We start from the raw sequence: 26,899 nt of genomic DNA, 5'->3' as shown, positions 1-26,899 counted from the left end.
ATGGGAAATAAATCTCATTATGTTGCAATCTCTTTTTTTTTAGAACAAATTAAAATAAAATTAACCATGTGTTATTATATAGATAGAAAATAGCAATTAAGGAGGGATTAGATATGAAATATAAAGTATTGTGGATATTTTTGCTATTATCAATATTTTTAGTCACAGGTTGTGGAAAAGATGAACAGGCTGTGGATAACTGTGTTTATGTTAAAACACAAAAGGTTATTTATGGAAACCATGATAGTGAAGACAGTTATGCAGGTACGGTAAAAGGCAGATATGAAAGTAATTTATCTTTTCAAGTCAGTGGAAAAATATTATCTCGTAATGTGAATGTTGGGGATAGCGTATCAGCCGGAGATGTGCTTATGAGTATTGATGCTAGAGATATTCAACAAAATTTAAATGTATTTGAAGCACAGGTTCAATCGGCTAAATCTCAATTAGATTTGGCGCAGACTACATTAGCGCGATATGAAAAATTATATGCAGCTTCTGCGGTGAGTGCACAAGAATTAGACCAATATAAAAATTCATATAAAAATGCTTTAGCAGCGTATAATCAAGCTATAGCACAGAGAGAACAGGGACAAAATGCTTTAGATTATACACAGCTTATAGCGGATAATTCAGGTGTTATTTCAGCTATTTCTGGTGAAGTGGGACAAGTGGTTTCAGCTGGACAAACAGTGGCTACAATAGTCCAAGATGGTGATAGAGAGATAGAAATTTCTGTACCAGAAAATAAGATACAGTCGATATCCACAGGGCAAAGTGCATTAGTGACTTTTTGGGCACTTAACAATGTTGAGGTGATGGGCGCTGTTAGGGAAATTGCGCCAATTGCTGACCCTGTAGCGAGAACGTATAAAGTGCGAATAAGTTTATCACAATTACCGGCAGATATTCAGTTAGGCATGACAGCAAATATTGTCTTCAGTGTAAATGATGGCTTAAATTATGCGGTATTGCCATTATCGGCACTGTATCAGATTGAAAATAAAACACAAGTTTGGGTTGTAAATAGTGAAAATAAAGTGGAACTCAAAGATATAAAGGTAAATGCCTTTGGTAAGAATGATGTCGAAGTTACAGGATTAAATGAGGGTGATGTTGTCGTAACGGCTGGCGTTCATAAGCTTTTTGCTGGGCAAGATGTAAAACTTTTGGACGGTGATGCTCTATGAGAAATTTGACAGAAGTATCATTAAGAAATAAAAATCTTGTTTGGTATTTTATCGTAGTTATATTTATTGCAGGTATTTTTTCATATACAAAACTTGGGAGAATGGAAGACCCTGCATATACTATTCGTCAAATGGTTGTAACAGTTGCATGGCCTGGTGCTGATGCTGTGCAAATGGAACAGCAAGTAACGGATAAAATTGAAAAAAAATTGCAAGATACACCAGGACTAGATTATGTGAAAAGTTCTTCGCGTGCTGGTGAAGCTGTGATATATGTAACGCTTAGAGATGATGTAAAAACAGAAAAAATTCGCACGACTTGGCTGGAAGTGCGAAATATGGTAGAAGATATAAAAAAGGATTTACCTGATGGCGTTTATGGCCCATATTATAATGATAGATTTGATGATGTATATGGCTCGATATATGCTATAACGGGTGATGGCTATTCTTATGAAGAAATGCGTCAGAGAGCGGAAAAGATAAGACGTATTTTATTAAGTATAGATAATGTCAGCAAGGTAGAAATAATCGGTGAACAACCAGAAAAAATTTATATTGAAGCTGCAAGAGAAAAATTATCAGAACTTGGCATAAGTCCACAGGATATAGCAAATGCTGTACAAACTCAACAGCAAATGACGCCGGCTGGCATGATTGAAACACAATCGGATAATGTATATGTGCGTTTTAGTGGACAATTTGCTGATGTAGAAATGCTCAAAAATATGCCAATAAATGCAGGTGGCAGAATTTTACGCCTTGGCGATATCGCTACAGTAGAGCGCCGTTATGTTGAACCGGCTGAGCCTAAGATGTTTTATAATGGTGAGCCAGCTGTGGGATTGGCTGTTTCTATGGAAAATGGCGGAAATATCTTAGCTTTAGGTGAAAATTTAAGTGATACAATCGAAAAAGTAGAAAAATTAATGCCGACAGGATTAGAAATACATCAAGTATCAGACCAGCCTCAAGTAGTAAAAAATTCTATTGATGAATTTGTCGGTTCGCTTAGAGAAGCTGTCATAATCGTATTAGCTGTTAGTTTCTTGAGTTTAGGTATAAGAACGGGTTTGGTAGTAGCAGGTTGTATACCGCTTGTTATAGCTGGTGTATTTGTAGGCATGGGGATTGCTGGAATTGATTTGCATAAAGTATCGCTCGGCGCGCTTATCATTTCACTCGGTTTATTAGTAGATGATGCGATTATTGCCGTAGAGATGATGAGTGTAAAATTAGAAGAAGGATTAAATCGATTTGATGCAGCTTGTTATGCGTATAAGGCGACAGCTATGCCGATGCTTAGCGGAACACTTATAACATGTGCGGGCTTTATTCCAGTAGCTTTTTCAAATGGTGTAGCTTCTGAATTTTGTAAAGCTTTATTCCCTGTTGTGGCAATGGCACTTATATTGTCGTGGTTTGTATCAGTTATGGTAGCTCCTTTATATGGATATAAGATAATAAAAGTAAAAGTTAAACGCAATGATAAAGGTGAGATTGACCCATATCAAAATAAATTTTATAAAGCATTTAGAAAAATTTTATACATGTGTTTAACACATAGAAAAAAAGTACTATTAGGGACTGTAGTTATTTTTGGTGTGTCTATATACTGTTTGAGCTTCGTTAAACAAGAATTTTTCCCACCATCTCTTCGTCCAGAACTTGTAGTAGAGATGACGCTTCCTGAGGGTTCATCGATAAAGGCAACGGAAGAACAAGCACAAAAACTTGCTCAAATATTGAATGAGGAGCAAGATAAAATAAATAATTTTGCTTATTATACAGGACAAGGTTCATCGCGCTTTGTATTGCAATTTGACCCAGTATTGCCGAAAGATAATTATGCACAATTCATAATCACGACAAAAGATGTCGATGCAAGAGAAGAATTAAGAAAATCTTTAGCTAAGACTTTAAATGAAGAATTCCCTGAAGTTAAATCAAATATAAAACTTATTGAAATGGGACCACCAGCTGATTATCCAGTTATGTTTAGAGTATCGGGATATGATACAGATAAGGTGAAAGAAATTGCTAATCAAGTAGCCGAAGTAATGCGCAGTGACAGCAATATATATAATGTTAATTTTGATTGGCAAGAAAAATCGAAGACAATTCATTTAGAACTTGACCAAGATAAATTGCGTTCTATGGGTATATCAAGTCAAGTTGTAGCGCAAATGCTTTATACAGAAATAACGGGAGCAACGGCTGCACAATTTTATACAGGCGATAGAACGATTGATATTGTCATGCGTTTGCAGGATAAGGATAGAGATAATCTTGATGAAGTACGCAATTTACCGATTTATTTAGGTCAGTATGGTTATGTACCATTAGAACAAATTGCTAAAATTAGTTATAGGGCAGAAGATGGTGTTATTTGGCGACGTGATTTAAAACCTACTATAAAAGTACAGGGCAATATTTATGAAGGTACAGCTAATGATGCTACAAATAAAATTGCTGCGAAATTAACTGAAATAGAAAATAATTTGCCATTTGGTTATACCCTACATGTTGATGGTAATGTAGAAAATAGTGAAAAATCCTTAAAATATTTAACTGAACCATTGCCTGCGATGTTTTTAGTTATCATAACAGTGTTGATGTTCCAGCTTCGAAGTGTACAGCTCATGATAATAACAGCACTTACTGCACCGCTTGGCATAATTGGTGTAAGTTTTGGTATGTTGATATTTGATAAACCGATTGGTTTTGTAGCTATTTTAGGAATTTTAGCATTATCTGGCATGATAATTAGAAATTCAATTATCTTGATTGACCAGATAAAAAAACATATAGCAAGTGGCGAAAAACCATGGGATGCTATTATAGATTCAGCTGTATTGCGATTTAGACCGATAATGTTGACGGCTGCTGCGGCAATACTCGGTATGATGCCACTCGTATCAAGTCCTCTTTGGGGTTCTATGGCAATTGCTATATCGTGCGGTCTTTTGGTAGCAACAGTGCTTACATTATTGATTTTGCCTACTTTGTATGCTACATGGTTTAAAATTAAACCGGATAGTGAAAATAAAGTAGCAAATAATTCATGATTTATATAGTAAAAAAAGTTCTAGGTGTATAGCCTAGAACTTTTTTAGTGCATTTAATTAGCAAATTTTTTTCGATTTATTTTTCTAATAGGTGGTTTAAGGTACATGGAAGCACTAGTTAAGAACATTAGTGCACCAGCGAAAATAAAGACGAATTTCAAACCGATAAAAGTACCGATAAGACCTCCAACGAGTGGTCCTATTGTTGAACCGACTTGTTGAGCTGAAAACATCAGACCGAATATACGACCACGTTGTTCTGGTGGACTTTTTTTGACGAGAATGGAATTTATAGAAGGATATACCCCTGCATAGAATAGACCGCACATAAATTGTAATATAGCAAAAGGTATTAAAGTATCAGGAATTGATTGCAAGATTAAGACTATACCTGAAATGGCGAGAGTTATACACATAGTGCGGAAAAAGCCATGAGCTTGACCGTATTTACCCCAAAGCGGTGAAGATATAGCGCCTGCAAAGCCACCTAGTGAAAATACAATACCAGATAACATTACAACATTTTCCATGCTGTGATTGAGTTCAGCAATATAAATTGTTAAGATTGGTTGTAAAATCAAGATTGCCATTTGAATGACAACAGCACATTCTAAAAGGCGACGTATCATAGGTATTTTTAATAGATTTACTTGTTCTGCTTTTTGAGCAACGAGTATTTGTTCTGGTGTTTTTTCCACACGTGGTGGTTCTTTAATGAAGATAAATGTAATTATTGTGATTATACCGAGAGCTGCAGCTGCAATGAAAAAAGATATACGCATACCAAAAACGCTAGCAAGGATGCCCCCAAGTAGTGGACCGATGACGCCACCAGCAGTTAATGCGCCTTGCATTACGCCCATACAAAAACCAAGTTTTTGTTTTGGTGCATAAGCAGACATGATAGCAAGTTCAGCAGGCCAAAGACCGGCTGCAAAACCTTGAAATGCACGTGCAAGCATTAATTGAAATGGAGAGCTGACGATACCACAAAGAAAATAAGCGATAGCGAGTCCGGCACCGGAGCGAATAGCCATTAATTTGCGTCCTTTTTTATCGGATAATTTACCCCAAATAGGCCCCATAACAGCACTAACGACAAATGAAATGGAAAAAACTACACCTGACCACATATTAGCATGGTCTGCTGGAACGCCTAGTTCTTGAATCAGATACATAGGCAAGAATGGAATTAGCATTGTGTAGCTGGCTGACATTAACACGACATTACATGTTAATATGGATAAAATAGCTTTCCAACTCAATTAGATCATTCCTTTCTTAACTTAAATAGTTAATTATTTATATTTATTATAATGTATATAATTATTTGGGATAATTATATACTAATCAAATGATTTAGTAATAAGATTATATACCTAAATACTGGTTTTTGGTAGACTAAATATTGACTTTGGTCTACAATAAATTTAGAAAAATGAAAGGAAGCGATTATATGTATAAGTTATCCCCATCACTGTTAGCCGCAGATTTTGGAATTTTAAAACAGCAATTAGAAGAGTTAGACAAAGCAAATGTACCATATCTTCATTTAGATATTATGGACGGCGTATTTGTACCAAATTTATCTTTTGGACTTGCTGTTGTGCAATCTATTAGAAAATACACAAAAATAATATTTGATGTACATTTAATGATTATTGAACCAGAACGTTATGTAGAACAATTTGCTAAAGCTGGAGCAGATATTTTCTGTTTCCATATTGAAGCTACAGAAAATGCTAAAGAACTTATAGCAAAAATAAAAGATTTAGGTATGAAAGCAGCTATTGCTTTAAAACCAGCAACACCAATTTCTACGATTGAAGAACTTTTACCAGAACTTGATATGGTACTCGTTATGACTGTAGAACCGGGCTTTGGTGGTCAAAAATTCATGCAAGACCAGATGGAAAAAGTAAAAGATTTAGTAAAACTTCGCAAGGAAAATAATTATAATTATGATATAGAAGTTGACGGTGGTGTAAATCCTGAAACAATAAAGACTTGTTTTGCTGCTGGCGCTAATGTTATTGTAGCAGGTTCTGCTGTAATGGGTGCTAAGGATATCTCTGCTAGAGTTAAAGAATTTGCAGAAATAGCAAAAGATTATACTCTTTAAAAAAAGGCTTAAATTACCTTGTTGCGGTAATTTAAGCCTTTTTTATTAATATATTATTTTTTATTCAAAGCCATCATTGCTGTTTCAGTTTGTTGATAATTTTTTTTACCAGTCCAACCATATTTTATAGTAAGAGTAGTAATACCAGCGATTAACATAAATATTGCCATAGCAAAATAGCCGATATCAAAAGAACCTGTTTCTGTTTTAATAAAGCCCATCATATAAGGACCAACCCAACCACCGAGATTACCACAAGAATTGATAAGACCGATAGCACCAGCAGCAGCAGGACCAGTTAAAAATGTAGTAGGAACTGTCCACCATACACCCATAGAAGCATAGATACCGATTGCAGATAAGCAAATCAAAAATAAAGCAACAGTTGGACTGCCTGCAAATGGGCTAAGTCCAAGACCGATAGCACCGATAAACATAGCAATAGCTACATGCCAAACTTTATCACCTGTTTTAGTAGATGTATAACCTGCAATTATTTGAACAATTAAAGCAACAGTCATTGGGATAGCAATAGCACCGCCTAATATGGACGTTGACCAGCCAGAAAGGCTTTTTAATACAGTTGGCATCCAGAAATTGAAACCCCAAAAACCAATTACCCACATGAAATAGATAAAGCAGAGTTTTAAAACTTTTTTATCAGTAAATGCTTGCATAACAGTATATTTTTTTACTTTTTGTAAACGAGCTTGTTCTTCATTGAATGCATCTGTTAAATATTTTTTTTCAGCATCATTGAGCCAAGATACTTGGTCAGGTCTATCTTTTACCCAGAAGAAGAATACTACAGCAAAGATGAGAGCAGGAACAGCTTCTAAAATAAATAATTCTTGCCAACCATGCATACCTAAGATGGATGTATTTAATAAAACTCCAGCTATAGGTGCACCAATAATAGTAGATAATAATAAAGAAGAGAGCATTAAAGAAGTAGCACGAGCGCGTTCTTTTGGTGTGAACCAACGTGGAAATAATACGGAATAAATAACAGGATAAAGACTAGCTTCGGATGCACCAAGTAAAAAGCGATAGATATAAAATTCAGTTTGTGTAGACATGAAAGCCATAAGTACGCAAACAAGACCCCATGTGAACATGATACGAGCAATCCATTTACTACCAGAATATTTGGCTGCAATCAAAGAACCAGGAATTTCTAGAAGTAAATATCCCATAAAGAAAATACCAGCACCAGCGCCAAAGATTTCAGGTGTAAGCCATGGTAAATCTTCTGTCATGGTTAAAGCTGCATAAGCTATATTTACACGGTCGATACAAGCGATGATTGAAACTAAAAATACAGGTAAAATAATATGTAAATCACGCTTTCTTTTTAAACTTGAAAAATTGATTTGTTCCATTTTGTGTGCCTCCTAATAAAATTTTGGTAAAACTAAGTATAAATACAAAAAACCTCCGTCCCATAAAGGGACGGAGGTTATATTTCCGCGGTACCACCCTGATTTTGTCTTAACTATGAAGACAACAGCTTTTCAACGTACATCATAATACGTGTTTCTTATAACGTAGAACAAACGTTTTAGCTTACTGGATTTCAGCTAAAATCTTCAAGGATGATTTTCATTTTTCTTTTAGCTACCATTTTCCAGCAAAACAATGGCTCTCTGTAAGCTTTAAGTAAAAACTACTTGTTCCTATCTCTAGATTTATACTTTATTTTATCTTTACAAAATTACAAAATTCATCGTAATTTAATATAATCTTATATTATAAAATTGTCAATAGTTTTTTTAAAATAATTTATGGTAAAATAAATAAATGGTAAATTTTATAGAAAGTAGGTAAGAAAATGGATAATAGAAATTTAATATTGGCGCATAATTTAATAAATTATTCAGTGCGTTTAAAAAAAGGTGAAAAACTTTTAATTGAACTTATTGATGAAGGTATGGAGCTTGCGCAAGCTTTAATACAAGAAGCGTATAAAGTTGGTGGTATACCATTTTTAACTATAAAGAATTTAAGAATGCAGCGTGAATTGTTGCTTGGCGCAACTAAAGAACAAATGGAATTTTGTGCTGAGTATGAATCACTTCGCATGAAACATATGGATGCATATATAGCTATTCGTGGCAGTGAAAATGTGAGTCAGCTTAGTGATGTACCTGCTAAAAATATGGAAATGTATTCTAAATATTGGATGAAACCAGTGCATAGTGATATTAGAGTTCCTAAAACAAAATGGTGTGTGCTTCGCTATCCAAATGGTGCAATGGCACAACTTGCTAATATGAGCAGCGATGCTTTTTGTGATTTTTATTATAATGTGTGCAATCTTGATTATAATAAAATGAATGATGCTATGGATGCCTTAGTAAAACGCATGGAAAATGCGGATATGGTTCATATCGTTGGTGAAGGAACAGATATCACTTTTTCAATAAAAGGTATGCCAGCCGTAAAATGTGCAGGTGATTGCAATATACCTGATGGCGAAGTTTATACTGCTCCTGTAAAAAATTCTGTAAATGGGGTTATTTCATATAACACTCCGACTATCTACCAGGGAACGACTTTTGAAAACATTTCGCTTACATTTGAACAAGGTAAAATAGTAAAAGCTACATCAAATCATACAGATATTTTGAATAAAATTTTAGATACAGATGAAGGTGCACGCTATATTGGAGAATTCTCTTTTGGTTTAAATCCATATATTACTTTTCCAATGAAGGACATTTTATTTGATGAAAAAATAAGTGGTAGTTTACACTTTACACCTGGTTGTGCGTATGAAGATGCCGATAACACTAATCGTTCTGCTGTTCATTGGGATTTGGTACTAATCCAGATAAGTGAATACGGTGGTGGAAAAATATATTTTGACAATGAACTAATTCGTAAAGATGGTCTTTTTGTAGTAGACGACCTAAAATGCTTAAATCCGGAAAATCTTAAATAAATATTCTATATATTGTATAAAAAAACGTAAAACATAGATTTATAGAAGGCAGGATATTTCAAGTAATGACGCGAAAATATCCTGTTTTTTTATTAAGTATAAGAATTTTCAATATATTACATATTTGTTTACAAGTATTTGACATTTTACAAAGCATAGTGTAAAATTGCAGGTATATAAAATACTATTTATGTCTACTATTTATATCTAAACTTGCCTATTGTGCAGGAGGTGTCTAATTTTGGTATACGAAGGAATAAAAGTATATATGCAAAATGGTAAATTAGATGATGTAGAAATAGCATATTATATTAATAAATTAAAGAGAATATCTAAAGGCAAAGAGTTAAAACGTGTAACCTTTATTTTAAACGATGAATATCTTGATTTGAGATATTTATTTAAGAATTATCCGTTTGAACGTATTTGGCGCATTTCTACATGTAATAATTCTGCCGCTGCTATATAGTTTTTGTGATGTTATTGAAATTCAAAGAGAAACTTTGCTACTTAATTAAGTAGCAAAGTTTTTTTGTCTTTATAGCTGTTTTTTTGATAGAATAAAGGCAAAATATTGCTAATAGTAGGTGAATAAAATGGGACAGCAAAAAAGAATACTTGTAGCAGTGATGATAACTTCTTTTACTGGTGCATTTATGGGAAGTTCAATAAATGTAGCAGTTCCATCTATGGCTGAAGATTTTAATTTAAATCCAGATATTTTAACTTGGGCCGTGACGGCTTTTTTAATTGGTTCGGCAGCAGGTCTATTGCCTTTTGGTAGATTATCTGATATTAAAGGGCGACGAAAAATTTATATGATAGGCCTTGTTTGCATTTGTGTTACGACATTTATTTGTGCGTTAATGCAACATTTTTTGTCTTTTATATTTGTGAGATTTTTACAAGGTGTATCTATGTCTATGATTTTTGGAACAAGTATGGCACTGTTAGTATCTTGTTATGATGCGCGAAAACGTGGAAAGATATTGGGAATGTCTGTTTCGTTTGTTTATGCTGGTGTGTCTTTAGGGCCGTTTATCGGTGGCTTTATTACAGATTATCTTGGTTGGCGTATGATTTTTTGGCTCACAGGTATAGTTTTACTTGTAAATCTTATTTTAATGATGAAGGTAAAATTGGATTGGTACGGTGCAAAAGGGCAAAAGTTTGATTTTGTTGGAAGCTTTATTTATATGGTAATGATTGTGTTATTTTTATATGGTTTATCCGATTGGACACGCCATGAAATAGTACATTATTTCCCTATTGTAGCTTTTGTATTATTTTTAGTATTTATTTGGGAACAAAATAAATCATCTTCGCCACTTGTAAAATTATCTTTATTTAAAAATACTGTATTTGCAATGTCTAATTTAGCTGCACTCATTCATTATAGTGCTACTTTTGCTATTGGGTTTATGGTTTCCTTATATTTGCAAATAGTAAGAGGTATGGATGCTTTTACTGCTGGTTCATTTTTGTTAATTCAGCCTTGTCTTATGGCGATAGTATCACCGAAAGCTGGTGCATTATCTGATAAATTTTCACCGCGCATAATTGCTTCATTTGGTATGGGAATTATGATGATAGGTTTATTTTTATTTTCCTTTTTGAGTGGTACTACTTCTTTTTATCTCATTGGAATAAATTTAGCTTTTATCGGCATAGGTTTTGGTCTGTTTTCTTCACCGAATAATAATGCGATTATGGGAGCTGTAAAAGCCGAATTTTATGGGATTGCTTCTTCTATAGTGGCTGTAATGCGCCTTATAGGGCAAGCTGTCAGCATGGCGATTGTAACGCTTATCTTATCGATATATACAGCAGATATAGTCATGGAACAATATGTAGATATGATATTAGCAGCATCGAAAAATACATTTTTATTGTTTAGTATATTGTGCGTCATAGGTCTCATAGCTTCATTAATGCGCGGTAAAGAAAAACAAAATAAATAACTTGCTTTAGCATTAGGGGCGTGCTATAATGAAAAAGCTATGTATTTAGCAGGTTTCAAGAAGTGAAACCTTCCCTGCCCAGTAAAGGGCCGATAGTCCAAAGAGGAGGTGTTTTTGTGAGAAAGTATGAAGTAATTTTTATCGTAAGACCAATGGATGAAGAAGCAACTAATGCTGTCATCGAAAAATTCTCCAAATTACTCGTTGACAATGGTGCAACTATTGACAAAGAAGATCGTTGGGGCAAAAAACGTTTGGCTTATGAAATTAAAGATTGCACAGACGGTTACTACTGCTTATTTAACTTTACAGCTGAACCGGCTTGCGCTGCTGAACTTGACCGTGTAATGAAAATTACTGATGAAGTTTTAAAACATATGATCGTTAGAGAAGACGAAGAATAATTATAAAATTTGTCAGGGAGGAAATTGCTATGAACAGAGTAATATTAGCAGGTCGTCTTGTGCGTGACCCAGAAGTACGCTACACGCAGACGGGAAAAGCGGTGGCAAGCTTCACTTTAGCAGTAAATCGTAGATTTGTTCGCAATGCGGATCAGCAACAGGCAGATTTTATTCCAATCGTTGTTTGGGATAAACTTGCTGAAATATGTGGTAATAACTTAGTTAAAGGTAGCCAGGTTTTAGTAGAAGGCCGTATGCAGATTCGTTCTTATGATGCACAGGACGGAACAAAACGCTATGTTACAGAAGTTGTAGCGCAGGATATTGAATTCATGGGTTCTAGACCAACTGGAGCAGCACCTGTTCATGCTGCAGCACCAATGAATAATTCAAATCCATCTCCAATGGGAGGAGCAGCTGCTTCCTTCGGTTCAGAGTTACCTCCTGACGAAGAAATACCATTTTAAGGAGGGTAATGACATTGGTTAAACGCGATAGAAACAGAAGACCAAAAAGAAAAGTTTGCAGCTTCTGTGCAGATAAAATCGAACATATTGATTATAAAGACGTAGCAAAACTCCGTCGTTTCATTACTGAACGCGGTAAAATTTTACCTCGTCGTATTTCTGGTAACTGTGCTTGCCATCAGCGTCAAGTTACAGTTGCAATTAAAAGAGCTCGTAACATCGCTCTTTTACCTTTCACAGCTGAATAATAAATATGATAGTAAAAGCCGATACAATTTTGTACCGGCTTTTTTCGTTAGAAATATTCTTTTATAATATTTTCAAAGTCTTTATTGTTATAATCCTGCCAAAATTGTTCATAAGTGGCAGGTTTTTTTGTTGGTTTGTGTAGTCTAGGGCTAGTAGAAGTAGAGCGATTGAAGTCTTTTGCTAGATAAAATAAATCATCTTTGGCTAAATCGAATAATGCTTTGCCGTTTTCATTGTTGATTAACATGAAGGAAATACCTTTATCATCATCAATATCAGTGGAATTATCAGCAAAGTAATTCCAAAAATCGCCGATAGTCAAATCGCTATATCGTTTAAGAGATGTATAATCACAATCGTAACATGAAGGGCGAAGAAAATTGCCTTTTAAAAATCCACGAATATATGGGCTGGTGTCTTTGTATGTTATATCTTGTTTTCCACTGGTAAATTCTAAAATTACTTGATAGCGACGCCAACCTGGTTTATGGCGAAATTGAAAATTGATTAATTTATCATCATAAAGTTGTTCCATGTGGGCAATGTATTTTTTGAATATCTCAGGTGAGGGAACACCATGACATAATAAATCTACAGTGAACAATTGGTTTTCATATCTCTTTTTTAGAAAAGTATACAATCCTGATACTTGGCAAGGTGTACCGCTAAATAATACTTTATTACCTTTTAAAAGAAGTGCTCGTATCTGTTTAAATGTGTTTGTTAAATTACTTTGAACGTATTTTGAACCGACTAGCAATTTATAATCTTCTATTTTGTCGATTATGATATGTTTTACTTGCATATCACTTGTCAAAGTAGCACCGCAAACAAAATAATTATGTTTTAGAGCATTTTGCATTAGTGCAGTGAATAATCCACCAGAAGCTGCTTGTTGGCGTTTTGCTTTATCTTTATGCCAGCATGCATATACTTTAGAAACTAAATCAGTTATATTGGGTTTAAAGAGTGCAGGACAGGATTTTTGACAGAGCTTGCATTTAATACATTTTGTTTCGTCAATCTGCATTTGCCAAAAACCTTGTTCATCTGTGATAGCTTTTATGGCATTTTTAGGGCAGATATTTAGACAAGATAGACAGCCAGTACATTTTTCTTTAGTACATAACATAATAACACCTCTAATCATCTAATTTTTTTATAAAAAAATGGCCAAGATAGAAAATCTTGACCATTTATTTACTTATAAAGCTTTAATTAATTGTCCACACGGCGAATATCAGCACCGAGACCACAGAGTTTTGCAACGAGATTATCGTATCCTCTGTCTATATGGTGAATATAAGATACTTGAGTTTCACCGCTAGCTACAAGGCCTGCAAGAACCATAGCAGCACCAGCACGCAAGTCGGTAGCTTTTACTTGGCAACCTGTGAGTTTTGGTACGCCATCTACAATAGCAGTGCGTCCGTCAACTCGGATTACAGCTCCCATACGCTTTAATTCATCTACGTGCATAAAGCGATTTTCGAAAACGGTTTCAGTAACAAATCCTGTTCCGTCAGCTATTGTGAGCATTGCCATGAATTGAGCTTGCATATCGGTTGGGAAACCAGGATATGGCAATGTTTTGATATCAATGGCTTTGGGGCGCTTGTTACAGCTAACACGGATACCATCAATATCTTCTTGAATTGTTACGCCTGCTTCGTTTAATTTAGCGATAACAGGTTTTAAATGCTCACTGATAGCGTTTTCTATATAGATATCTCCACCAGTCATAGCTACAGCTACCATGTATGTACCAGCTTCAATACGGTCTGGAATAATAGTATAATTATGACCTATAAGTTTTGGTACGCCTGTAATTTTTATTACATTAGTACCAGCACCGCGAATTTTGGCACCCATGATGTTTAAGAAATTAGCTAAATCGATAATTTCTGGTTCTTGAGCAGCATTTTCCAAAATAGTTTGGCCTTCTGCCATACAAGCAGCCATCATGATATTTTCTGTAGCTCCTACACTTGGAAAATCGAGATAGATACTAGTACCTTTAAGCCCATTTGGTGCAGTAGCATTGATAAAGCCGTGGCCGATTTCAATTTCCGCTCCAAGAGCTTCGAAGCCTTTTAAATGTAAGTCAATCGGACGTGTTCCGATAGCACAGCCCCCAGGCATGGAAATTTTTGCCTTGCCATAGCGAGCTAAAAGAGGTCCCATTATAACAAAGGAAGCTCTCATTTTGCGAACTAAATCGTAAGGCGCATCAACCGTTTTAAGTACGGTACTGTCAATCGACAGAGTGTGTTCATCACGATTGAAGTTGACTTTAGCGCCGAGCTGACGCAGAACTTCAGCTATTGTGCAGACGTCGTTTAAGTAAGGAACTTCGTCTAAAACACATGGCTTATCCTGGGCCAGAAGAGTTGCAGCAATTATAGGAAGTACAGCGTTTTTTGCACCGCTAATTTTAACACGACCATGCAATTCATGACCGCCATGTATAATCAACTTTTCCAATTTTCATCCTCCACAAGACTTATATCTTTATTATTTTATCATTTCCGTTTATGTATAGCAATAAGAAAATATATATTTACCTTTGATATATTAAGATATACCTTTTAAATAAAAAGGATACTACTTATAGCAGTATCCTTTTTTGTTAAATTTATTGATTTTAATTATTTAACAGCAACTTTTCGGCTATAAATGACAATGGAAGCGATGAAGATTACAGGTAAGATATAATTCATGTAGTTAGTTAAATTTAATAAGAAAGAACCAACTATTTTATCATGTAAAATCATTGTAGCAGAAGTATAAGCTAAAATAGCAGAACCAATAGTGATTAAAATAGGTAATCTATCCATCAAATTGGAAATAATTTGGCTACCCCAGACAACGATTGGAATGCTGATGGCAAGTCCTGTTAATACGAGTATCATATTGCCATGTGCAGCACCAGCGATAGCTAAAACGTTATCAATACCCATGGCTGCATCGGCAATTATGATTGTTTTAATAGCTGTAGCAAAATTACTGGAAGCTTCAAATTTATTAGCTTCATCTAAGCTGTGTTTATTTGGTTTTAACAAGTTAAATGCGATTGGCAGTAAGATTAAACCACCGATTGCTTGTAAAAATGGAATGGTTAAAAGATATGTTGCGATAAGTGTCATTAAAGCGCGAATGACAACGGCACCAGCTGTACCGACGTAAATAGCTCTTCTTCGCAGGCTTTCAGGTAGTTTTCTTGAAGCCATAGCGATTACAACGGCATTATCGCCGGCTAATACTAAGTCTAATAAGATAATAGAACCAAGTGCAAATAAAAATTGAGTTGATAAGATTTCCATAGATATCTCCTTTTCCTTGAATGTTTTGAGCACAAAAAAAGACTTTTAATACACATAGATAATATGCGTATTAAAAGTCTCACTTATCGAAATATGTTCGATGTTATTGCCAGAAGCTAAAAGCTACAGTGATTGTTGACAATAACTCTAGGAAGTTACTCCCCTTTAATATCATGGTTAGATTATATCTGATAAGTATTTATTTTGTCAAATGAAAAACAGGTAAAATTTTATTTAAGTTCTTTTTTTAAATTTAAGCAGATATCAATTACTTCTTGCATTTCAGGTGGAATAAATTTATTTTTGTGATAAACGATATTAAATTGGCGTTTAAATACTAAATCAGGCATAGTAAAAGCTATTAAATTATGCGCATCTAAATCATCTTTTATGGCTTCTGTGGAGATTACAGAAACACCTAGACCTGCAATAACAGCTTTTTTTATAGCTTCCATGCTGTTGTAGATGCCACCTGTTTGATAATAAACATTGTGTTGATGCATTACTTGTTCAAATAATTCGCGTGTGCCACTGCCTGTTTCACGAATGAAGAATTTTAATTTAGCTAGGTCATCATAGGTTATTTTTTTATTAGCAAGTGGATGATTTTTGCTAATGATGAAAACAAGTTCATCATCCATAAATGGTTTAGTAATAAGATATTCAGAGTGAATTTCACCTTCAACGAGGGCTAAATCTAAATTATCATTTAAAAGCATTTCTTCTAGTTCGGATGTATTGTGTATTTCCGAGAAAATTTCTTTAGAAGGGTCATTTTCAGTGATATGTTTGATTAAATTTATTAAAATGCTACTGCCAATAGTGATACTAGCACCAAGTCGTAAATGATAAACTTCATTAAAGGCACGCATGGCTTGTTCAGTTTGCAAATTTAAGTTTATCAGATTGCGTGAATAACGCAGTAAGCGACGACCGGCTTCCGTAATAAAAATTCGGCGACCGAGACGTTCGAATAAAAGTGTTTGATAATGAGCCTCTAGTTCTTGAATTACTTGACTAACAGAAGGCTGTGTCATATGAAGTTTTTTTGCAGCAGCTGTTATGCCGTTTTCTTCACATACTCTAATAAATATAGCTAAATGTCGTAAAGTCATAATTATTCCCCATTTTTTTATTGTTAATAATGATATTAAGACATTTTATCATTTTTAGCAATAGATTATGTTTCACGTGAAACATTTATTACTTTGTTTGTATTTTTGCTCCAGGGCCATCATTAGCAATAGCAACATCAGCCTCAGCAAATGTCTTCATATCTTTTAGCATTTGCAATGAAGCGTCAATCAATTTCATGCCTAAAGCACAGATGCAGCCACCACCTGTTGTGATATGCAAATTGAGATAATCTGGGCAAACGAACATGATATAAGGATTGATAGTTGGCGCTAAAAGAAGTGCATAACGGATAGCAATGCTAGATGGAATATCATCGGATAAAACAAGTATACCTTTACTTGCCGCACCGATTGCTATGCCAGCCATAAATGCTATTTGACATAGATAAGGATTTGGTTCTAATGATAAAAATTTGCGTTTGCTATAGCGCAGTGAATTATCAAAATTGCAAAGTTGTTGTTTAATAGTTAAACTAAATGTTCCACATATTTCTTTGGGATGATTTTCACAACAAGCGATACCCAAAACATCTATATTGTTTATTTTAGAACCGTAGCAAATACCTTGTAATAAGCTAAATGATAAGGTTTGAGGTTTCATTAAATTTTTAGGAATAGATGTAAAATGATAATTTGCATTAGCATGAGAAGCAAAAGCTTGTGTCAAACGATGCTGAACAACACTGCAACTTTCTTGTGGTGTGATTACAAGAATTTTTTTGCGAACTTGAGTTGGTTTTTTTTGTCGTGTAATTCCCGCAATATTTTCAGCTATATTTTCTAATTTACCTAAACTGTAAATTGGTTTAGTCAAGTTATCTATGCGATTTCTACATTTTTCACGTGCTACTTCGTCTGGCAAAGTGATATTGCGTACTTGTTTTAATAATGCCATTTTCGTATCGAAATCTGTTGTAGGAATGTTTGGTTTTATCAATTTGTCTTTTTCTGCTAGGGCAGCTTGACAGACAGAATGATAAGTTTTTATAGCACAGTCTAAGATGTTTACGGCGATTGAGGAACCTGTAGCTTCGCCAAGACGAAATTTTAAATCCATATAAGGTGATAAGTTAAGCTTTTTTAATATGGCGTTGTGAGCGGGTTCTGCTGCTAAATGAGAAGCCATCAGATAGTTTGTAACTTCAGGGCAAATAGCTTGTGCTACTAATGCTGCTGAACCAGTATTAAAACCATCTAAGACAACAAAGCAGTGATTTGCAGCGGCACCTAGTATTATGCCTGTTATACAAGCAAGTTCAAATCCGCCTATTTTACTCATGACATCAAGCCCGTCTGTAGGGTCTGGTTTATTTACAGTTAAAGCTTGTTTTACGACATCTATTTTTATAGCTAATCTTTCATCAGAAATATTTGTACCGCGACCTGTGGCTTGTTTTGGCGTTAAATTGCAAAGACAAGCTACGATGGCAGCGCTAGAAGTGGTATTGGCTATGCCCATTTCACCAGGTAAAAAGCAACAATAACCTTTATTTGCGTACGTATTTACAAGTTGTATTCCTGTTTCAATAGCTTCGATAGCTTGTTCACGTGTCATAGCAGGGCCTTTAGCGCAGTTATTAGTGCCTGGAGCGATTTTATGGTCGATAAGACCTGGAATATCATCAACAGGAGCTTTTATACCCATGTCAACAACAATCATATCAGAACCGCAAAAATTGGACATAGAATTAGCTACAGCGCCTTTAGAGACGAGATAATTACGTGTCATATGTGCGGTTGTTTCTTGCGGATAAGCACTGACATTCATTTCAGCTACGCCATGGTCAGCACAGGTTATTATAGTCAATTTTTTTGGGATTTCTGGTTTTATTTGTCCTGTGATACCAACATAGCGCAATAAGATATTTTGTAATTCACCTAATCCATCAGGATTAGTCATAGTTTGAGATAATTTATTTTTTACAAATTTAATAGCGCGTTGGTCAGGTGGCATTATCTTCTTTATAGTTTGATTAAGCAGGGACATGATTTTTCTCCTTTGGTACTTGTTTTAGGCTTAGTCCAATACGATTGCGTTTAGGGTCAACACTTATGACGATTACATTTAAGATATCACCTACAGATACAACGTCTAAAGGATGTTTTATAAAACGCTTACTAAGCTCAGAAATATGAATAAATCCAGCTGTTTTTATGCCGATATCAACGAAAACGCCAAAATCAGTAATATTGCGAACAGTGCCACGCATGATAGTGCCTGGTTTTATGTCTTCTAATTTGACGATATTTTGACGAGTCAGCGGTGCAGGTAAATCTTCGCGTGGGTCACGACCTGGTTTAGTAAGTGCTTCTAAAATATCAGTGACAGTAGGTATGCCAGCATTTAAATCAGCGGCAAGTTTTTCAATATCGAGCAGTTTTAGTTTTATTTTTAATTGTTCTAATTGGTGTTTATCGCTTAAATCAGAAAGTGAAAAGCCGAGTTTTTGAAGTATTTTTTCAGCTAATGGATATGATTCAGGGTGAACGGAAGTATTATCTAAAGCTAAAGCGGCATTATTAATTCGCAAAAAACCAGCACATTGGGTAAATGTATTTGGCCCTAAGCGTGAAACCTTTAATAATTCTTTGCGTGATTTAAAGGCACCGTGTTCTTCGCGATATTTAATGATGTTTTTAGCAACAGTGGCATTAATACCAGCAATGTGTTTTAAAAGGGCAACGGAAGCAGTGTTTAATTCTACACCGACATGGTTTACAGCCGTTTCAATTACAGCATCTAATGTCTGAGATAATTCTTTTTGATTGACATCGTGTTGATATTGACCGACACCGATTGCTTTTGGTTCAATTTTTACAAGTTCAGCTAATGGGTCTTGAATGCGGCGCGCGATGGAAACTGCACCGCGAATGGTAACATCAAAATCAGGTAATTCTTCAATGGCTAATTTAGAGGCTGAATATACGGAAGCTCCAGCTTCATTAGTAATCAAATAGTGAATAGGTAAATTGTGTTCATGGATTAAATTAGCGACAAATTCTTCTGTTTCATATGAGGCTGTACCATTGCCGATGGAAATTAAATCAACATTGTATTTTTTTATCCAGTTTAAGAGATTTGTAGCAGATTTTTGTTTGGCTTCATCGCTCATCGTTATATACAAAACGCCATGGTCTAAAACTTGCCCAGTAGCGTCAATTATTGCCATTTTACAACCAGTGCGATAGCCAGGGTCTAAGCCCATTACTGTATGACCTGCAAGCGGAGCTTGTAATAGTAATTGTTTTAAGTTAGAAGCGAATACTGTTATAGCTTGTTTTTCTGCGTTTTCTGTCAGCTGATTGCGAATTTCTCTTTCTAGTGCAGGAAAAATAAGGCGTTTATAAGCATCTGTTATCGCAGTGATTAAAAAATCATCAAAAATGGATTTATTAGTGATGACAAATTTACTTATAGTTTGAATGTCTTTATCTGTATCAGATATAAGCTTTACTTTTAAGATTTCTTTTTTTTCACCGCGATTTATCGCTAAAATACGGTGTGAAGGAAGTGTACGAATTGGTTCGATATAATCTTCATACATAGAGAAAGTTCCTTCTGTATCAAGTTCGCTGTTATAAGATACAGAAAGTTGACCGGATTGCCAAATGTGTTTACGAAGTTGGGCACGTATATCAGCTTTATCAGAAATCATTTCTGCAATGATATCATTTGCACCAGCAAGTGCATCATCAATAGAGGTAACAGTTTCATTTAAATAATCACTAGCTAGTGAAGATATATCACCTTTTTGCAATTCTTGTGCCCAGATTGTTTGTGCCAAAGGTTCAAGACCTTTTTCCTTGGCAATCATAGCACGAGTACGTTTTTTTTGCTTATATGGTAGATAGATATCTTCTAAGTCTTGTAATTTTTGTACTTTATCGATGGCAAGAGATAACTCTTCGGTCATTTTGCCTTGTTCTTCAATACTGTTTTTTATTTCTTTTTGACGTTTGATTAAATTGCGTAGATAAGTGAGTTTTTCATCAAGTTCACGAAGTTGTTCGTCTTTCATTGCTCCTGTTGCTTCTTTGCGATAGCGAGCAATAAAGGGAATAGTATTGCTTTCATCTAGCAATTTTACAGCAGCTTCTACTTGATTAGTTTTTAATTGCAGTAATTGGGCAAGCTGCGGTATGATATTTTGTTCTAACATAATAAAAATCCTTTCTTAGAAGTATCTTTAAACTCTAGTAAATTGTATAAATTAGAAATATCTTTTATATATTTACATTAAAACAGGAGTTTTAGAGTACTTTGGATAATTATATCACATTACTAGGAGTTTTAGCATGAAGACGAATGATATTGCCTACATTAATTGACGTGCAAAAATGCCTGTGATAGAATTGAAAACAAGCTCCCTTATGCATAAGGGAGCTTTATTGTAGAAGAAAGGGTTGTGATACTATGCCTATTAAAATTCCCAGCAGTTTACCAGCTGCACAAATATTAGAAAGTGAAAATATTTTCGTAATGGACACGGAACGAGCTTATAAACAAGACATTCGTCCGCTTAAAATTTTGATTTTAAATTTAATGCCAAATAAGACTGTTACGGAAACACAACTTTTGCGACTTTTAGGAAATACACCACTACAGATTGAAGTGGATTTTATATATACGGAATCATATTTACCAAAACACACATCTATTCAATATTTATCTCAGTTTTATGGAACTTTTGAAGATGTAAGAGATAAATTTTATGATGGTTTTATAATTACTGGAGCACCAGTTGAACGTATGGAATATGAAGATGTAGCATATTGGAATGAAGTATGTGAAATTATGGATTGGAGTCGCAGCCACGTTTGGTCAACTTTCCATATTTGTTGGGGCGCATTTGCAGGGCTGTATCACCATTATGGTATAAAAAAATATTATGAACGTAAAAAAGTTTTTGGTGTGTTTAAACATCATTTAAACGTAAAAAATGAAAAATTATTCCGTGGTTTTGATGATGAATTTTATGTGCCACATTCTCGTCATATTAGCATAAAACGTGAAGATATAGAAAAAGTAGATGATTTAACTATCATGGCAGAAGGCGATGCTGGTGTCTATATCGTTGCTAATTTAAAGGATAATGAATTTTTCATCACAGGTCATGCTGAATATGACCCATATAGCTTGAAAAGTGAATATGACCGTGATATTAAAGCGGGCATGGATATGCACATTCCTATAAATTATTATCCAGATGATGACCCAACGAAAGAACCTATTGTCCGTTGGCGTAGTGTAGCTAATTTGTTGTTTAATAATTGGCTTAATTATTATGTATATCAAGAAACACCGTATGATATTGATAATTTGAAAAAAGAACCACGTAAAAGTGGCAAATAGTTAGAAAGAAGCGAAATGTTGATGTTTTTGAAAAAGAAAATAAGTGCTTTATTGATAAGTTTTATGTTGATTTTTAGCGCAATGGCAGCTGCTGCGCCATTGCCAAATCCAGATACTGGTGCTGTATCTGCTTGTCTTATAGATGCGGATGATAATGGTGTCTTATATGGCAAAGATGAAGATAGAATAATGCCACCGGCTAGTACGACAAAGATAATGACAGCAATTATAGCCTTAGAAAGTGGCAAATTAGATGAACCGCTTGTCATTTCTAGAAATGCTGTAAATACAGAACCGTCTTCTTTAGGTCTTAGAATGGGTGACCAAATTACTTTACGTGAAGCATTAGCTGGAATGCTTTTAGTATCAGGTAATGATGCGGCTGTAGCAGTGGCTGAAACAGTAGCGGGTTCTGTTCCAGAATTTGCTAAAATGATGAATGATAAAGCTCAAGAATTAGGAGCATATCGCACGCATTTTGTTAATCCACATGGATTGACGGCACAAGGCCATTATTCAACAGCGCATGATATGGCGATAATTGCTTCATATGCTATGAAAAATCCGTTATTTAGAGAAATGGTAGGAAGAACTTCCTATAATATGAAATACATGGATGGTAGTACAAAATATGTTACAACTACCAATCGTTTCTTAAAAAGTGGTTTTCCTGGAGCAAACGGTATAAAGACAGGTTTTACTAATGCAGCAGGTGATTGTTTGGTTGCTTCAGCTACAAGAGGATTAAAAACTATGATTGCTGTATTTTATAATGATGATTATCGTTGGGATGATGCACCCGCATGGTTGGAATTTGGTTTTAGTTTTTATGACGCTAGTGAATTGCAAGATAGAACGGTAGTAAAACCGAGTACAATTAAATTAAATAAAATTACTGAACAGAGAATAAAATATAGTAGAGAAACAAATAAAAATTTAGCAGCTTTAGATGCTGCTATTGCCAGTAAAGCCAAAAATTTGAATGGTGAAACGGTAAACGATGCGGATGTAGTTCAACAACCAGTTGAAGAAAAAGTTGAAAAACAAGAAACTAAAGTAAAAGATACAAATACAACTAAAAAGATAGTTACAAATACAGAAGCATCTAATGATGTAGATGATAACATAAATAATGGTAGAAATAATAATGAAGAAAATGTTGAAACTGCTTCTGATGTAGCAACAGATGTGAGCACGAGTGAAACAACAGCTCCAGAAGAAACTAATCCATTATTGGCACAGTATGTATATTGATAAAAAATAAAAAGACACTTAGTAGTTATTTACTATTAAGTGTCTTTTTTATGAATTAAAAATGATAGATTATGATTTTTTATTTTTGTAAGGATTGAGTTTATCTTTTTCCGTTATTTTGCGAATTACTCTACAAGGATTGCCAACGGCTACTACATCATCAGGGATATTTTCTGTTACAACTGACCCAGAACCGATTACACTGTGTTTGCCAATTGTTATGCCAGGTAATACTGTCACTCTACCACCAAGCCAAGCCCCATCACCGATATTTATAGCGGAAGTTTTAGCTATGCCATTATTTCTATCATCTATATCATAAGGGCGGAATGAGCAGTTGAGTAGAGATTTTGGACCGATTAAAGCATGAGCGCCAACATTTATTTTATTAGAATCAATGAATACCCCATTGTGATTTACGATAGTTGCTTCACCGATAGAAATATTATTGCCGTATGTGCAAGTAAACGGTGGTATTATATTGGCATTTTCACCGAAATTATTTATGATGGCTTTTGCCATTTTATCTTTATAACAAAGAGTATTAGCAGATATTCTACTATAAGCTTCTGTTTTAGGAGCATTTTGTTGGCGTAATTTTATAAGTTCGGTATCAAAAGTATTATACCAATAACCTTGTTCCATTTTGTCTTTTTCGGATAATGTAGTATTTTGTTCTTTAGCCAGTTCTTGTTTATATTGCGCGATATCTTCTTCAGTGATTTTACGGATTACTTTGGCAGGATTTCCGGCAACAATAGTATTAGAAGGTACATCATGAGTGATGACGCTTCCTGGACAAATGATAGAATTTTCACCGATGGTGATGCCACCAGTAATCGTTACAGAACCGCAAATCCAAACATTATCTTCAATAGTAATAGGTTTAGCGTACTCTATCCATGTTTCACGCTGCTCAGGTAAAAATGGATGAACTGGAGTATAAAAGCTTGTTTTAGGGCCAATTAAAACATTATCACCGATTTTTATATGACCGCTGTTTAACATTATGCAATCGCCCTCAATAATGCTATTGATACCGACTTCTAAGTGATTGCCAAATTCCATATAAAAAGGACTGTTTATGATAGCTCCTTCATCGAATTTTTTGGTAAATGTACGCAAGAAATCACGGCGGCGCTGAATTTCGCTGTTAGATAATTTATTCAAGATATTTACATAATGAACTGTGTTTTCTACTTGAGAGCGCAATGCCTTATCCATAACAAAATACATATAACCGTGTTCTTGTTTATAAACATTATCTTTTGTATCATCATTTAGGGTTAATTGTTCAACGATTTTTTTGTCATCTTCATTGAGTTGTCGAATTACTTTACAAGGATTGCCGACAGCAAGGCTGTTATCTGGAATATCTTTTGTTACGACAGAGCCAGCGCCGATAACGCAGCCTTCGCCGATGGTTACGCCTGGATTTATGATTACATCACCAGCAATCCAAGTGTGTGAACCAACTGTTACAGGTAGAGCGTATTCGGTTACTTTATCCCAACGCAATTCATGATGAATAGGATGGCAAGGTGTGAAGATATTGCAATTTGGTCCCATATAAACATAATCGCCAATAGTCACTTTGGCTGAGTCAAGAAAACAGCAATTATAGTTGATAAAACAATGTTCACCAATTGTGATATTAGGGCCGTAATCACAACGGAATGGTGGTACTATATAGCTTTCAGTACCAAATTTGCCGACAATTTTATTTACGAGTGATAAAACAGTTGTTTTATCTAAAGCATCAACATGGCTTAATTCATTTACAAGACCGTATGTTTTATCTTTTATAGAAGCTAATTCTTCATCGAATACATCGTATAATAAACCTTCTTCTTGTAATTCTTTAGCAGTTTTTGTCATACAACTTTTCTCCTTATTAAACAAATTATTTCTGAAAAAATTATACCGCGAGAATCATGATAAAAAAAGTATTTTGATAAAAATAAAATAAAAAAGAACAGACAATATTGCCTGTTCTTTAAACGGTAAAATATTTGTTTATTAAAGATATCTAAAATAAATGTATGCGCTAGAAATAATGATTGATAAAATCATTAATGGAAATGCTATTTTCATATAACTTATGAATGAAATTTTATGACCGTGTTGACTAGCCATACCAGCTACAACTACGTTGGCACTAGCACCGATTAAAGTACCATTACCACCTAAGCAAGCACCAAGGGATAAAGCCCACCATAAAGGTTCGAGATTAGTCATACCCATAGCGCCCATTTCTTTTATCATTGGGATTAAAGTGGCAACGAATGGAATGTTGTCAATGAAAGCAGAAGCAATAGCGCTAAGCCATAAAATTAACATGGTAGTTGTTGTAACATCACCGTCTGTGATATTGAAGGCTTCTACTGCCATAGCTTTAATAACGCCTGTTTCCATTAGCCCGCCTACTAATACGAATAAACCGACAAAGAAGAAAATAGCAAGCCATTCTAATCTACTTAAGATTTTAGCTACGGATTCTTCATATGTACTGATGGAAATAAGCATCAGAAGTGATGCACCACCAAGTGCTACAGAAGCAGACTCTAAACCAAGTTGAGAATGGAACATAAAAGTAAGAATTGTGAGTGCTAAAACTATCAAACATTTTTTCAAAAGTGTAGTATCGCGTAATTCTTTCTTTTCATTCATTTGCATTATTTTAGCTTGTAATTCAGGTGTAGTAGTTAATTTTTTGCGATAAATAGCAATTAAGATAGCCATTGTTATGATGAAAATAACAATACATATGCCGCCTAAATTAGTTATGAATGACATAAAGTCAAGTTCAGGAACAGCACTACCAATCATAATATTTGGTGGGTCCCCGATGAGTGTTGCTGTACCACCGATATTTGAAGAGAGTATTTGAGCAACTAAGAATGGTTGAACTGGTACTTTTAATTGTGAAGTGATACTGAATGTAACAGGTACAGTTAATAATACAGTCGTTACATTGTCTAGGAATGCAGAACAAATAGCAGTAAGTGCGGATAAAACGAGTAACAGTTTTATCGGATTGGCTTCGACTTTTTTAGCTGACCAAATAGCTAAATAATTGAATAAGCCAGTTTCACTTGTGATATTGACGATAATCATCATACCAGCGAGTAAACCGATGGTATTGAAGTCAATATGATGGATAGCTTGTTCTTGAGTCAAAATTCCTGCAAAAATCATTAACATAGCGCCAGTAAGACCGACAACAGTACGTTGGATTTTTTCGGAAATAATTAAAATATAAGCGATTACAAAAATTGCAATAGCTACATAAGCCATTGTGTCCAAAACATCACATCTTTTCTTTTTAGATTTTTTTGCTTATTAATTATAACATATAGTCAAATTGAATTATATTGATTTTTATAAAAAAGGCCTTGTAGTTAAGATACAAAGCCTTTTTTTATAAA

The 26,899-nt window shown here is 34.6% G+C and carries 21 protein-coding genes and 1 other annotated feature; of the genes, 11 read left to right on the top strand and 10 right to left on the bottom strand.

The genetic code is table 11. From position 1 onward, the window contains the following. Window positions 1-113 precede the first annotated feature (113 nt). The gene (locus CKV65_RS09325) at window positions 114-1,190 is read left to right on the top strand and encodes an efflux RND transporter periplasmic adaptor subunit (protein WP_027889060.1); all 1,077 of its coding nucleotides are present in this window, start codon (window positions 114-116) and stop codon (window positions 1,188-1,190) included. Next, on the top strand, window positions 1,187-4,258 hold the full coding sequence (locus CKV65_RS09320; RefSeq protein ID WP_027889059.1) for an efflux RND transporter permease subunit: 3,072 nt from the start codon (window positions 1,187-1,189) through the stop codon (window positions 4,256-4,258). Before CKV65_RS09325 ends, CKV65_RS09320 begins: the two co-directional genes overlap by 4 nt. 53 nt (window positions 4,259-4,311) lie before the next feature. Here CKV65_RS09320 and CKV65_RS09315 read toward each other — a convergent pair whose 3' ends face one another. After that, entirely contained in the window at window positions 4,312-5,523 is a 1,212-nt protein-coding gene (locus CKV65_RS09315; RefSeq protein ID WP_027889058.1) for an MFS transporter, read from the bottom strand. A gap of 191 nt (window positions 5,524-5,714) precedes the next feature. Between CKV65_RS09315 and rpe the strand changes: the two genes are divergently transcribed. Beyond that, complete coding sequence (rpe, locus tag CKV65_RS09310; protein WP_027889057.1) at window positions 5,715-6,380, top strand: ribulose-phosphate 3-epimerase; 666 nt, start codon at window positions 5,715-5,717, stop codon at window positions 6,378-6,380. A 53-nt stretch (window positions 6,381-6,433) separates the two neighbouring features. Here rpe and CKV65_RS09305 read toward each other — a convergent pair whose 3' ends face one another. Continuing rightward, on the bottom strand, window positions 6,434-7,762 hold the full coding sequence (locus CKV65_RS09305; protein WP_027889056.1) for an MFS transporter: 1,329 nt from the start codon (window positions 7,760-7,762) through the stop codon (window positions 6,434-6,436). A gap of 63 nt (window positions 7,763-7,825) precedes the next feature. Beyond that, window positions 7,826-8,072, bottom strand: a binding site (T-box leader). A 139-nt stretch (window positions 8,073-8,211) separates the two neighbouring features. Here CKV65_RS09305 and CKV65_RS09300 point away from each other — a divergent pair. The 6 genes from CKV65_RS09300 to rpsR all read left to right on the top strand — a co-directional run bounded on the left by CKV65_RS09300 (window position 8,212) and on the right by rpsR (window position 12,404). Continuing rightward, window positions 8,212-9,324: an aminopeptidase gene (locus tag CKV65_RS09300; protein ID WP_027889055.1), complete on the top strand. Its 1,113-nt coding sequence runs from the start codon at window positions 8,212-8,214 to the stop codon at window positions 9,322-9,324. A gap of 241 nt (window positions 9,325-9,565) precedes the next feature. Next, window positions 9,566-9,793, top strand: coding sequence for a hypothetical protein (locus tag CKV65_RS09295; protein ID WP_231922672.1), 228 nt, complete (start codon window positions 9,566-9,568; stop codon window positions 9,791-9,793). 127 nt (window positions 9,794-9,920) lie between these two features. Beyond that, window positions 9,921-11,285 (top strand): MFS transporter, encoded by a 1,365-nt coding sequence (locus CKV65_RS09290; RefSeq protein ID WP_027889053.1) that lies wholly within the window; start codon window positions 9,921-9,923, stop codon window positions 11,283-11,285. Between the two features lie 116 nt (window positions 11,286-11,401). Continuing rightward, the gene (gene rpsF / locus CKV65_RS09285; RefSeq protein WP_027889052.1) at window positions 11,402-11,689 is read left to right on the top strand and encodes a 30S ribosomal protein S6; all 288 of its coding nucleotides are present in this window, start codon (window positions 11,402-11,404) and stop codon (window positions 11,687-11,689) included. 29 nt (window positions 11,690-11,718) lie between these two features. Next, complete coding sequence (locus CKV65_RS09280) at window positions 11,719-12,156, top strand: single-stranded DNA-binding protein (protein ID WP_027889051.1); 438 nt, start codon at window positions 11,719-11,721, stop codon at window positions 12,154-12,156. 14 nt (window positions 12,157-12,170) lie between these two features. Next, window positions 12,171-12,404, top strand: a complete 234-nt coding sequence (gene rpsR, locus CKV65_RS09275) for a 30S ribosomal protein S18 (RefSeq protein ID WP_008539206.1) — start codon at window positions 12,171-12,173, stop codon at window positions 12,402-12,404. Window positions 12,405-12,451: 47 nt separating this feature from the next. Here rpsR and CKV65_RS09270 read toward each other — a convergent pair whose 3' ends face one another. The 6 genes from CKV65_RS09270 to CKV65_RS09245 all read right to left on the bottom strand — a co-directional run bounded on the left by CKV65_RS09270 (window position 12,452) and on the right by CKV65_RS09245 (window position 21,024). Beyond that, window positions 12,452-13,537, bottom strand: a complete 1,086-nt coding sequence (locus CKV65_RS09270) for a Coenzyme F420 hydrogenase/dehydrogenase, beta subunit C-terminal domain (RefSeq protein WP_027889050.1) — start codon at window positions 13,535-13,537, stop codon at window positions 12,452-12,454. Between the two features lie 86 nt (window positions 13,538-13,623). Next, complete coding sequence (gene murA / locus CKV65_RS09265; protein WP_027889049.1) at window positions 13,624-14,889, bottom strand: UDP-N-acetylglucosamine 1-carboxyvinyltransferase; 1,266 nt, start codon at window positions 14,887-14,889, stop codon at window positions 13,624-13,626. Window positions 14,890-15,053: 164 nt separating this feature from the next. Beyond that, entirely contained in the window at window positions 15,054-15,728 is a 675-nt protein-coding gene (locus CKV65_RS09260; protein ID WP_051177514.1) for a TerC family protein, read from the bottom strand. Between the two features lie 230 nt (window positions 15,729-15,958). After that, window positions 15,959-16,843 (bottom strand): LysR family transcriptional regulator, encoded by an 885-nt coding sequence (locus CKV65_RS09255; protein ID WP_027889047.1) that lies wholly within the window; start codon window positions 16,841-16,843, stop codon window positions 15,959-15,961. An 88-nt stretch (window positions 16,844-16,931) separates the two neighbouring features. Beyond that, on the bottom strand, window positions 16,932-18,851 hold the full coding sequence (cobT, locus tag CKV65_RS09250; RefSeq protein ID WP_027889046.1) for a nicotinate-nucleotide--dimethylbenzimidazole phosphoribosyltransferase: 1,920 nt from the start codon (window positions 18,849-18,851) through the stop codon (window positions 16,932-16,934). Then, entirely contained in the window at window positions 18,838-21,024 is a 2,187-nt protein-coding gene (locus CKV65_RS09245) for a Tex family protein (RefSeq protein ID WP_027889045.1), read from the bottom strand. Before CKV65_RS09245 ends, cobT begins: the two co-directional genes overlap by 14 nt. Window positions 21,025-21,278: 254 nt before the next feature. Between CKV65_RS09245 and metA the strand changes: the two genes are divergently transcribed. After that, window positions 21,279-22,217 (top strand): homoserine O-acetyltransferase MetA, encoded by a 939-nt coding sequence (gene metA, locus CKV65_RS09240; RefSeq protein ID WP_027889044.1) that lies wholly within the window; start codon window positions 21,279-21,281, stop codon window positions 22,215-22,217. Window positions 22,218-22,238: 21 nt separating this feature from the next. Then, a complete protein-coding gene (locus CKV65_RS09235; RefSeq protein WP_027889043.1) occupies window positions 22,239-23,471 on the top strand; it encodes a D-alanyl-D-alanine carboxypeptidase family protein in 1,233 nt (410 codons plus the stop codon). A 69-nt stretch (window positions 23,472-23,540) separates the two neighbouring features. Here CKV65_RS09235 and CKV65_RS10995 read toward each other — a convergent pair whose 3' ends face one another. Both CKV65_RS10995 and CKV65_RS09225 read right to left on the bottom strand, forming a co-directional pair. Continuing rightward, window positions 23,541-25,349: a sugar O-acetyltransferase gene (locus CKV65_RS10995; RefSeq protein ID WP_027889042.1), complete on the bottom strand. Its 1,809-nt coding sequence runs from the start codon at window positions 25,347-25,349 to the stop codon at window positions 23,541-23,543. A gap of 141 nt (window positions 25,350-25,490) precedes the next feature. Then, window positions 25,491-26,768: an ArsB/NhaD family transporter gene (locus tag CKV65_RS09225; protein WP_169449326.1), complete on the bottom strand. Its 1,278-nt coding sequence runs from the start codon at window positions 26,766-26,768 to the stop codon at window positions 25,491-25,493. Window positions 26,769-26,899 lie beyond the last annotated feature (131 nt).

Source organism: Megamonas hypermegale, from assembly GCF_900187035.1.
Taxonomy (GTDB): Bacteria; Bacillota; Negativicutes; order Selenomonadales; family Selenomonadaceae; genus Megamonas; species Megamonas hypermegale.
The sequence above is the reverse complement of the archived record's forward strand: the minus strand, read 5'-3'. Positions and strand labels throughout refer to the sequence as shown.

What these genes read in the sequence shown, in the direction of transcription:
- CKV65_RS09270 (WP_027889050.1), bottom strand. Translation starts at nt 13,537, where the DNA reads ATGTTATGTACTAAAGAAAAATGTACTGGCTGTCTATCTTGTCTAAAT.
- CKV65_RS09245 (WP_027889045.1), bottom strand. Translation starts at nt 21,024, where the DNA reads ATGTTAGAACAAAATATCATACCGCAGCTTGCCCAATTACTGCAATTA.
- CKV65_RS09325 (WP_027889060.1), top strand. Translation starts at nt 114, where the DNA reads ATGAAATATAAAGTATTGTGGATATTTTTGCTATTATCAATATTTTTA.
- rpe (WP_027889057.1), top strand. Translation starts at nt 5,715, where the DNA reads ATGTATAAGTTATCCCCATCACTGTTAGCCGCAGATTTTGGAATTTTA.
- CKV65_RS09305 (WP_027889056.1), bottom strand. Translation starts at nt 7,762, where the DNA reads ATGGAACAAATCAATTTTTCAAGTTTAAAAAGAAAGCGTGATTTACAT.
- CKV65_RS09225 (WP_169449326.1), bottom strand. Translation starts at nt 26,768, where the DNA reads ATGGCTTATGTAGCTATTGCAATTTTTGTAATCGCTTATATTTTAATT.
- CKV65_RS09290 (WP_027889053.1), top strand. Translation starts at nt 9,921, where the DNA reads ATGGGACAGCAAAAAAGAATACTTGTAGCAGTGATGATAACTTCTTTT.
- CKV65_RS09255 (WP_027889047.1), bottom strand. Translation starts at nt 16,843, where the DNA reads ATGACTTTACGACATTTAGCTATATTTATTAGAGTATGTGAAGAAAAC.
- CKV65_RS09300 (WP_027889055.1), top strand. Translation starts at nt 8,212, where the DNA reads ATGGATAATAGAAATTTAATATTGGCGCATAATTTAATAAATTATTCA.
- CKV65_RS09280 (WP_027889051.1), top strand. Translation starts at nt 11,719, where the DNA reads ATGAACAGAGTAATATTAGCAGGTCGTCTTGTGCGTGACCCAGAAGTA.
- CKV65_RS10995 (WP_027889042.1), bottom strand. Translation starts at nt 25,349, where the DNA reads ATGACAAAAACTGCTAAAGAATTACAAGAAGAAGGTTTATTATACGAT.
- metA (WP_027889044.1), top strand. Translation starts at nt 21,279, where the DNA reads ATGCCTATTAAAATTCCCAGCAGTTTACCAGCTGCACAAATATTAGAA.
- CKV65_RS09320 (WP_027889059.1), top strand. Translation starts at nt 1,187, where the DNA reads ATGAGAAATTTGACAGAAGTATCATTAAGAAATAAAAATCTTGTTTGG.
- CKV65_RS09235 (WP_027889043.1), top strand. Translation starts at nt 22,239, where the DNA reads ATGTTTTTGAAAAAGAAAATAAGTGCTTTATTGATAAGTTTTATGTTG.
- cobT (WP_027889046.1), bottom strand. Translation starts at nt 18,851, where the DNA reads ATGTCCCTGCTTAATCAAACTATAAAGAAGATAATGCCACCTGACCAA.
- CKV65_RS09260 (WP_051177514.1), bottom strand. Translation starts at nt 15,728, where the DNA reads ATGGAAATCTTATCAACTCAATTTTTATTTGCACTTGGTTCTATTATC.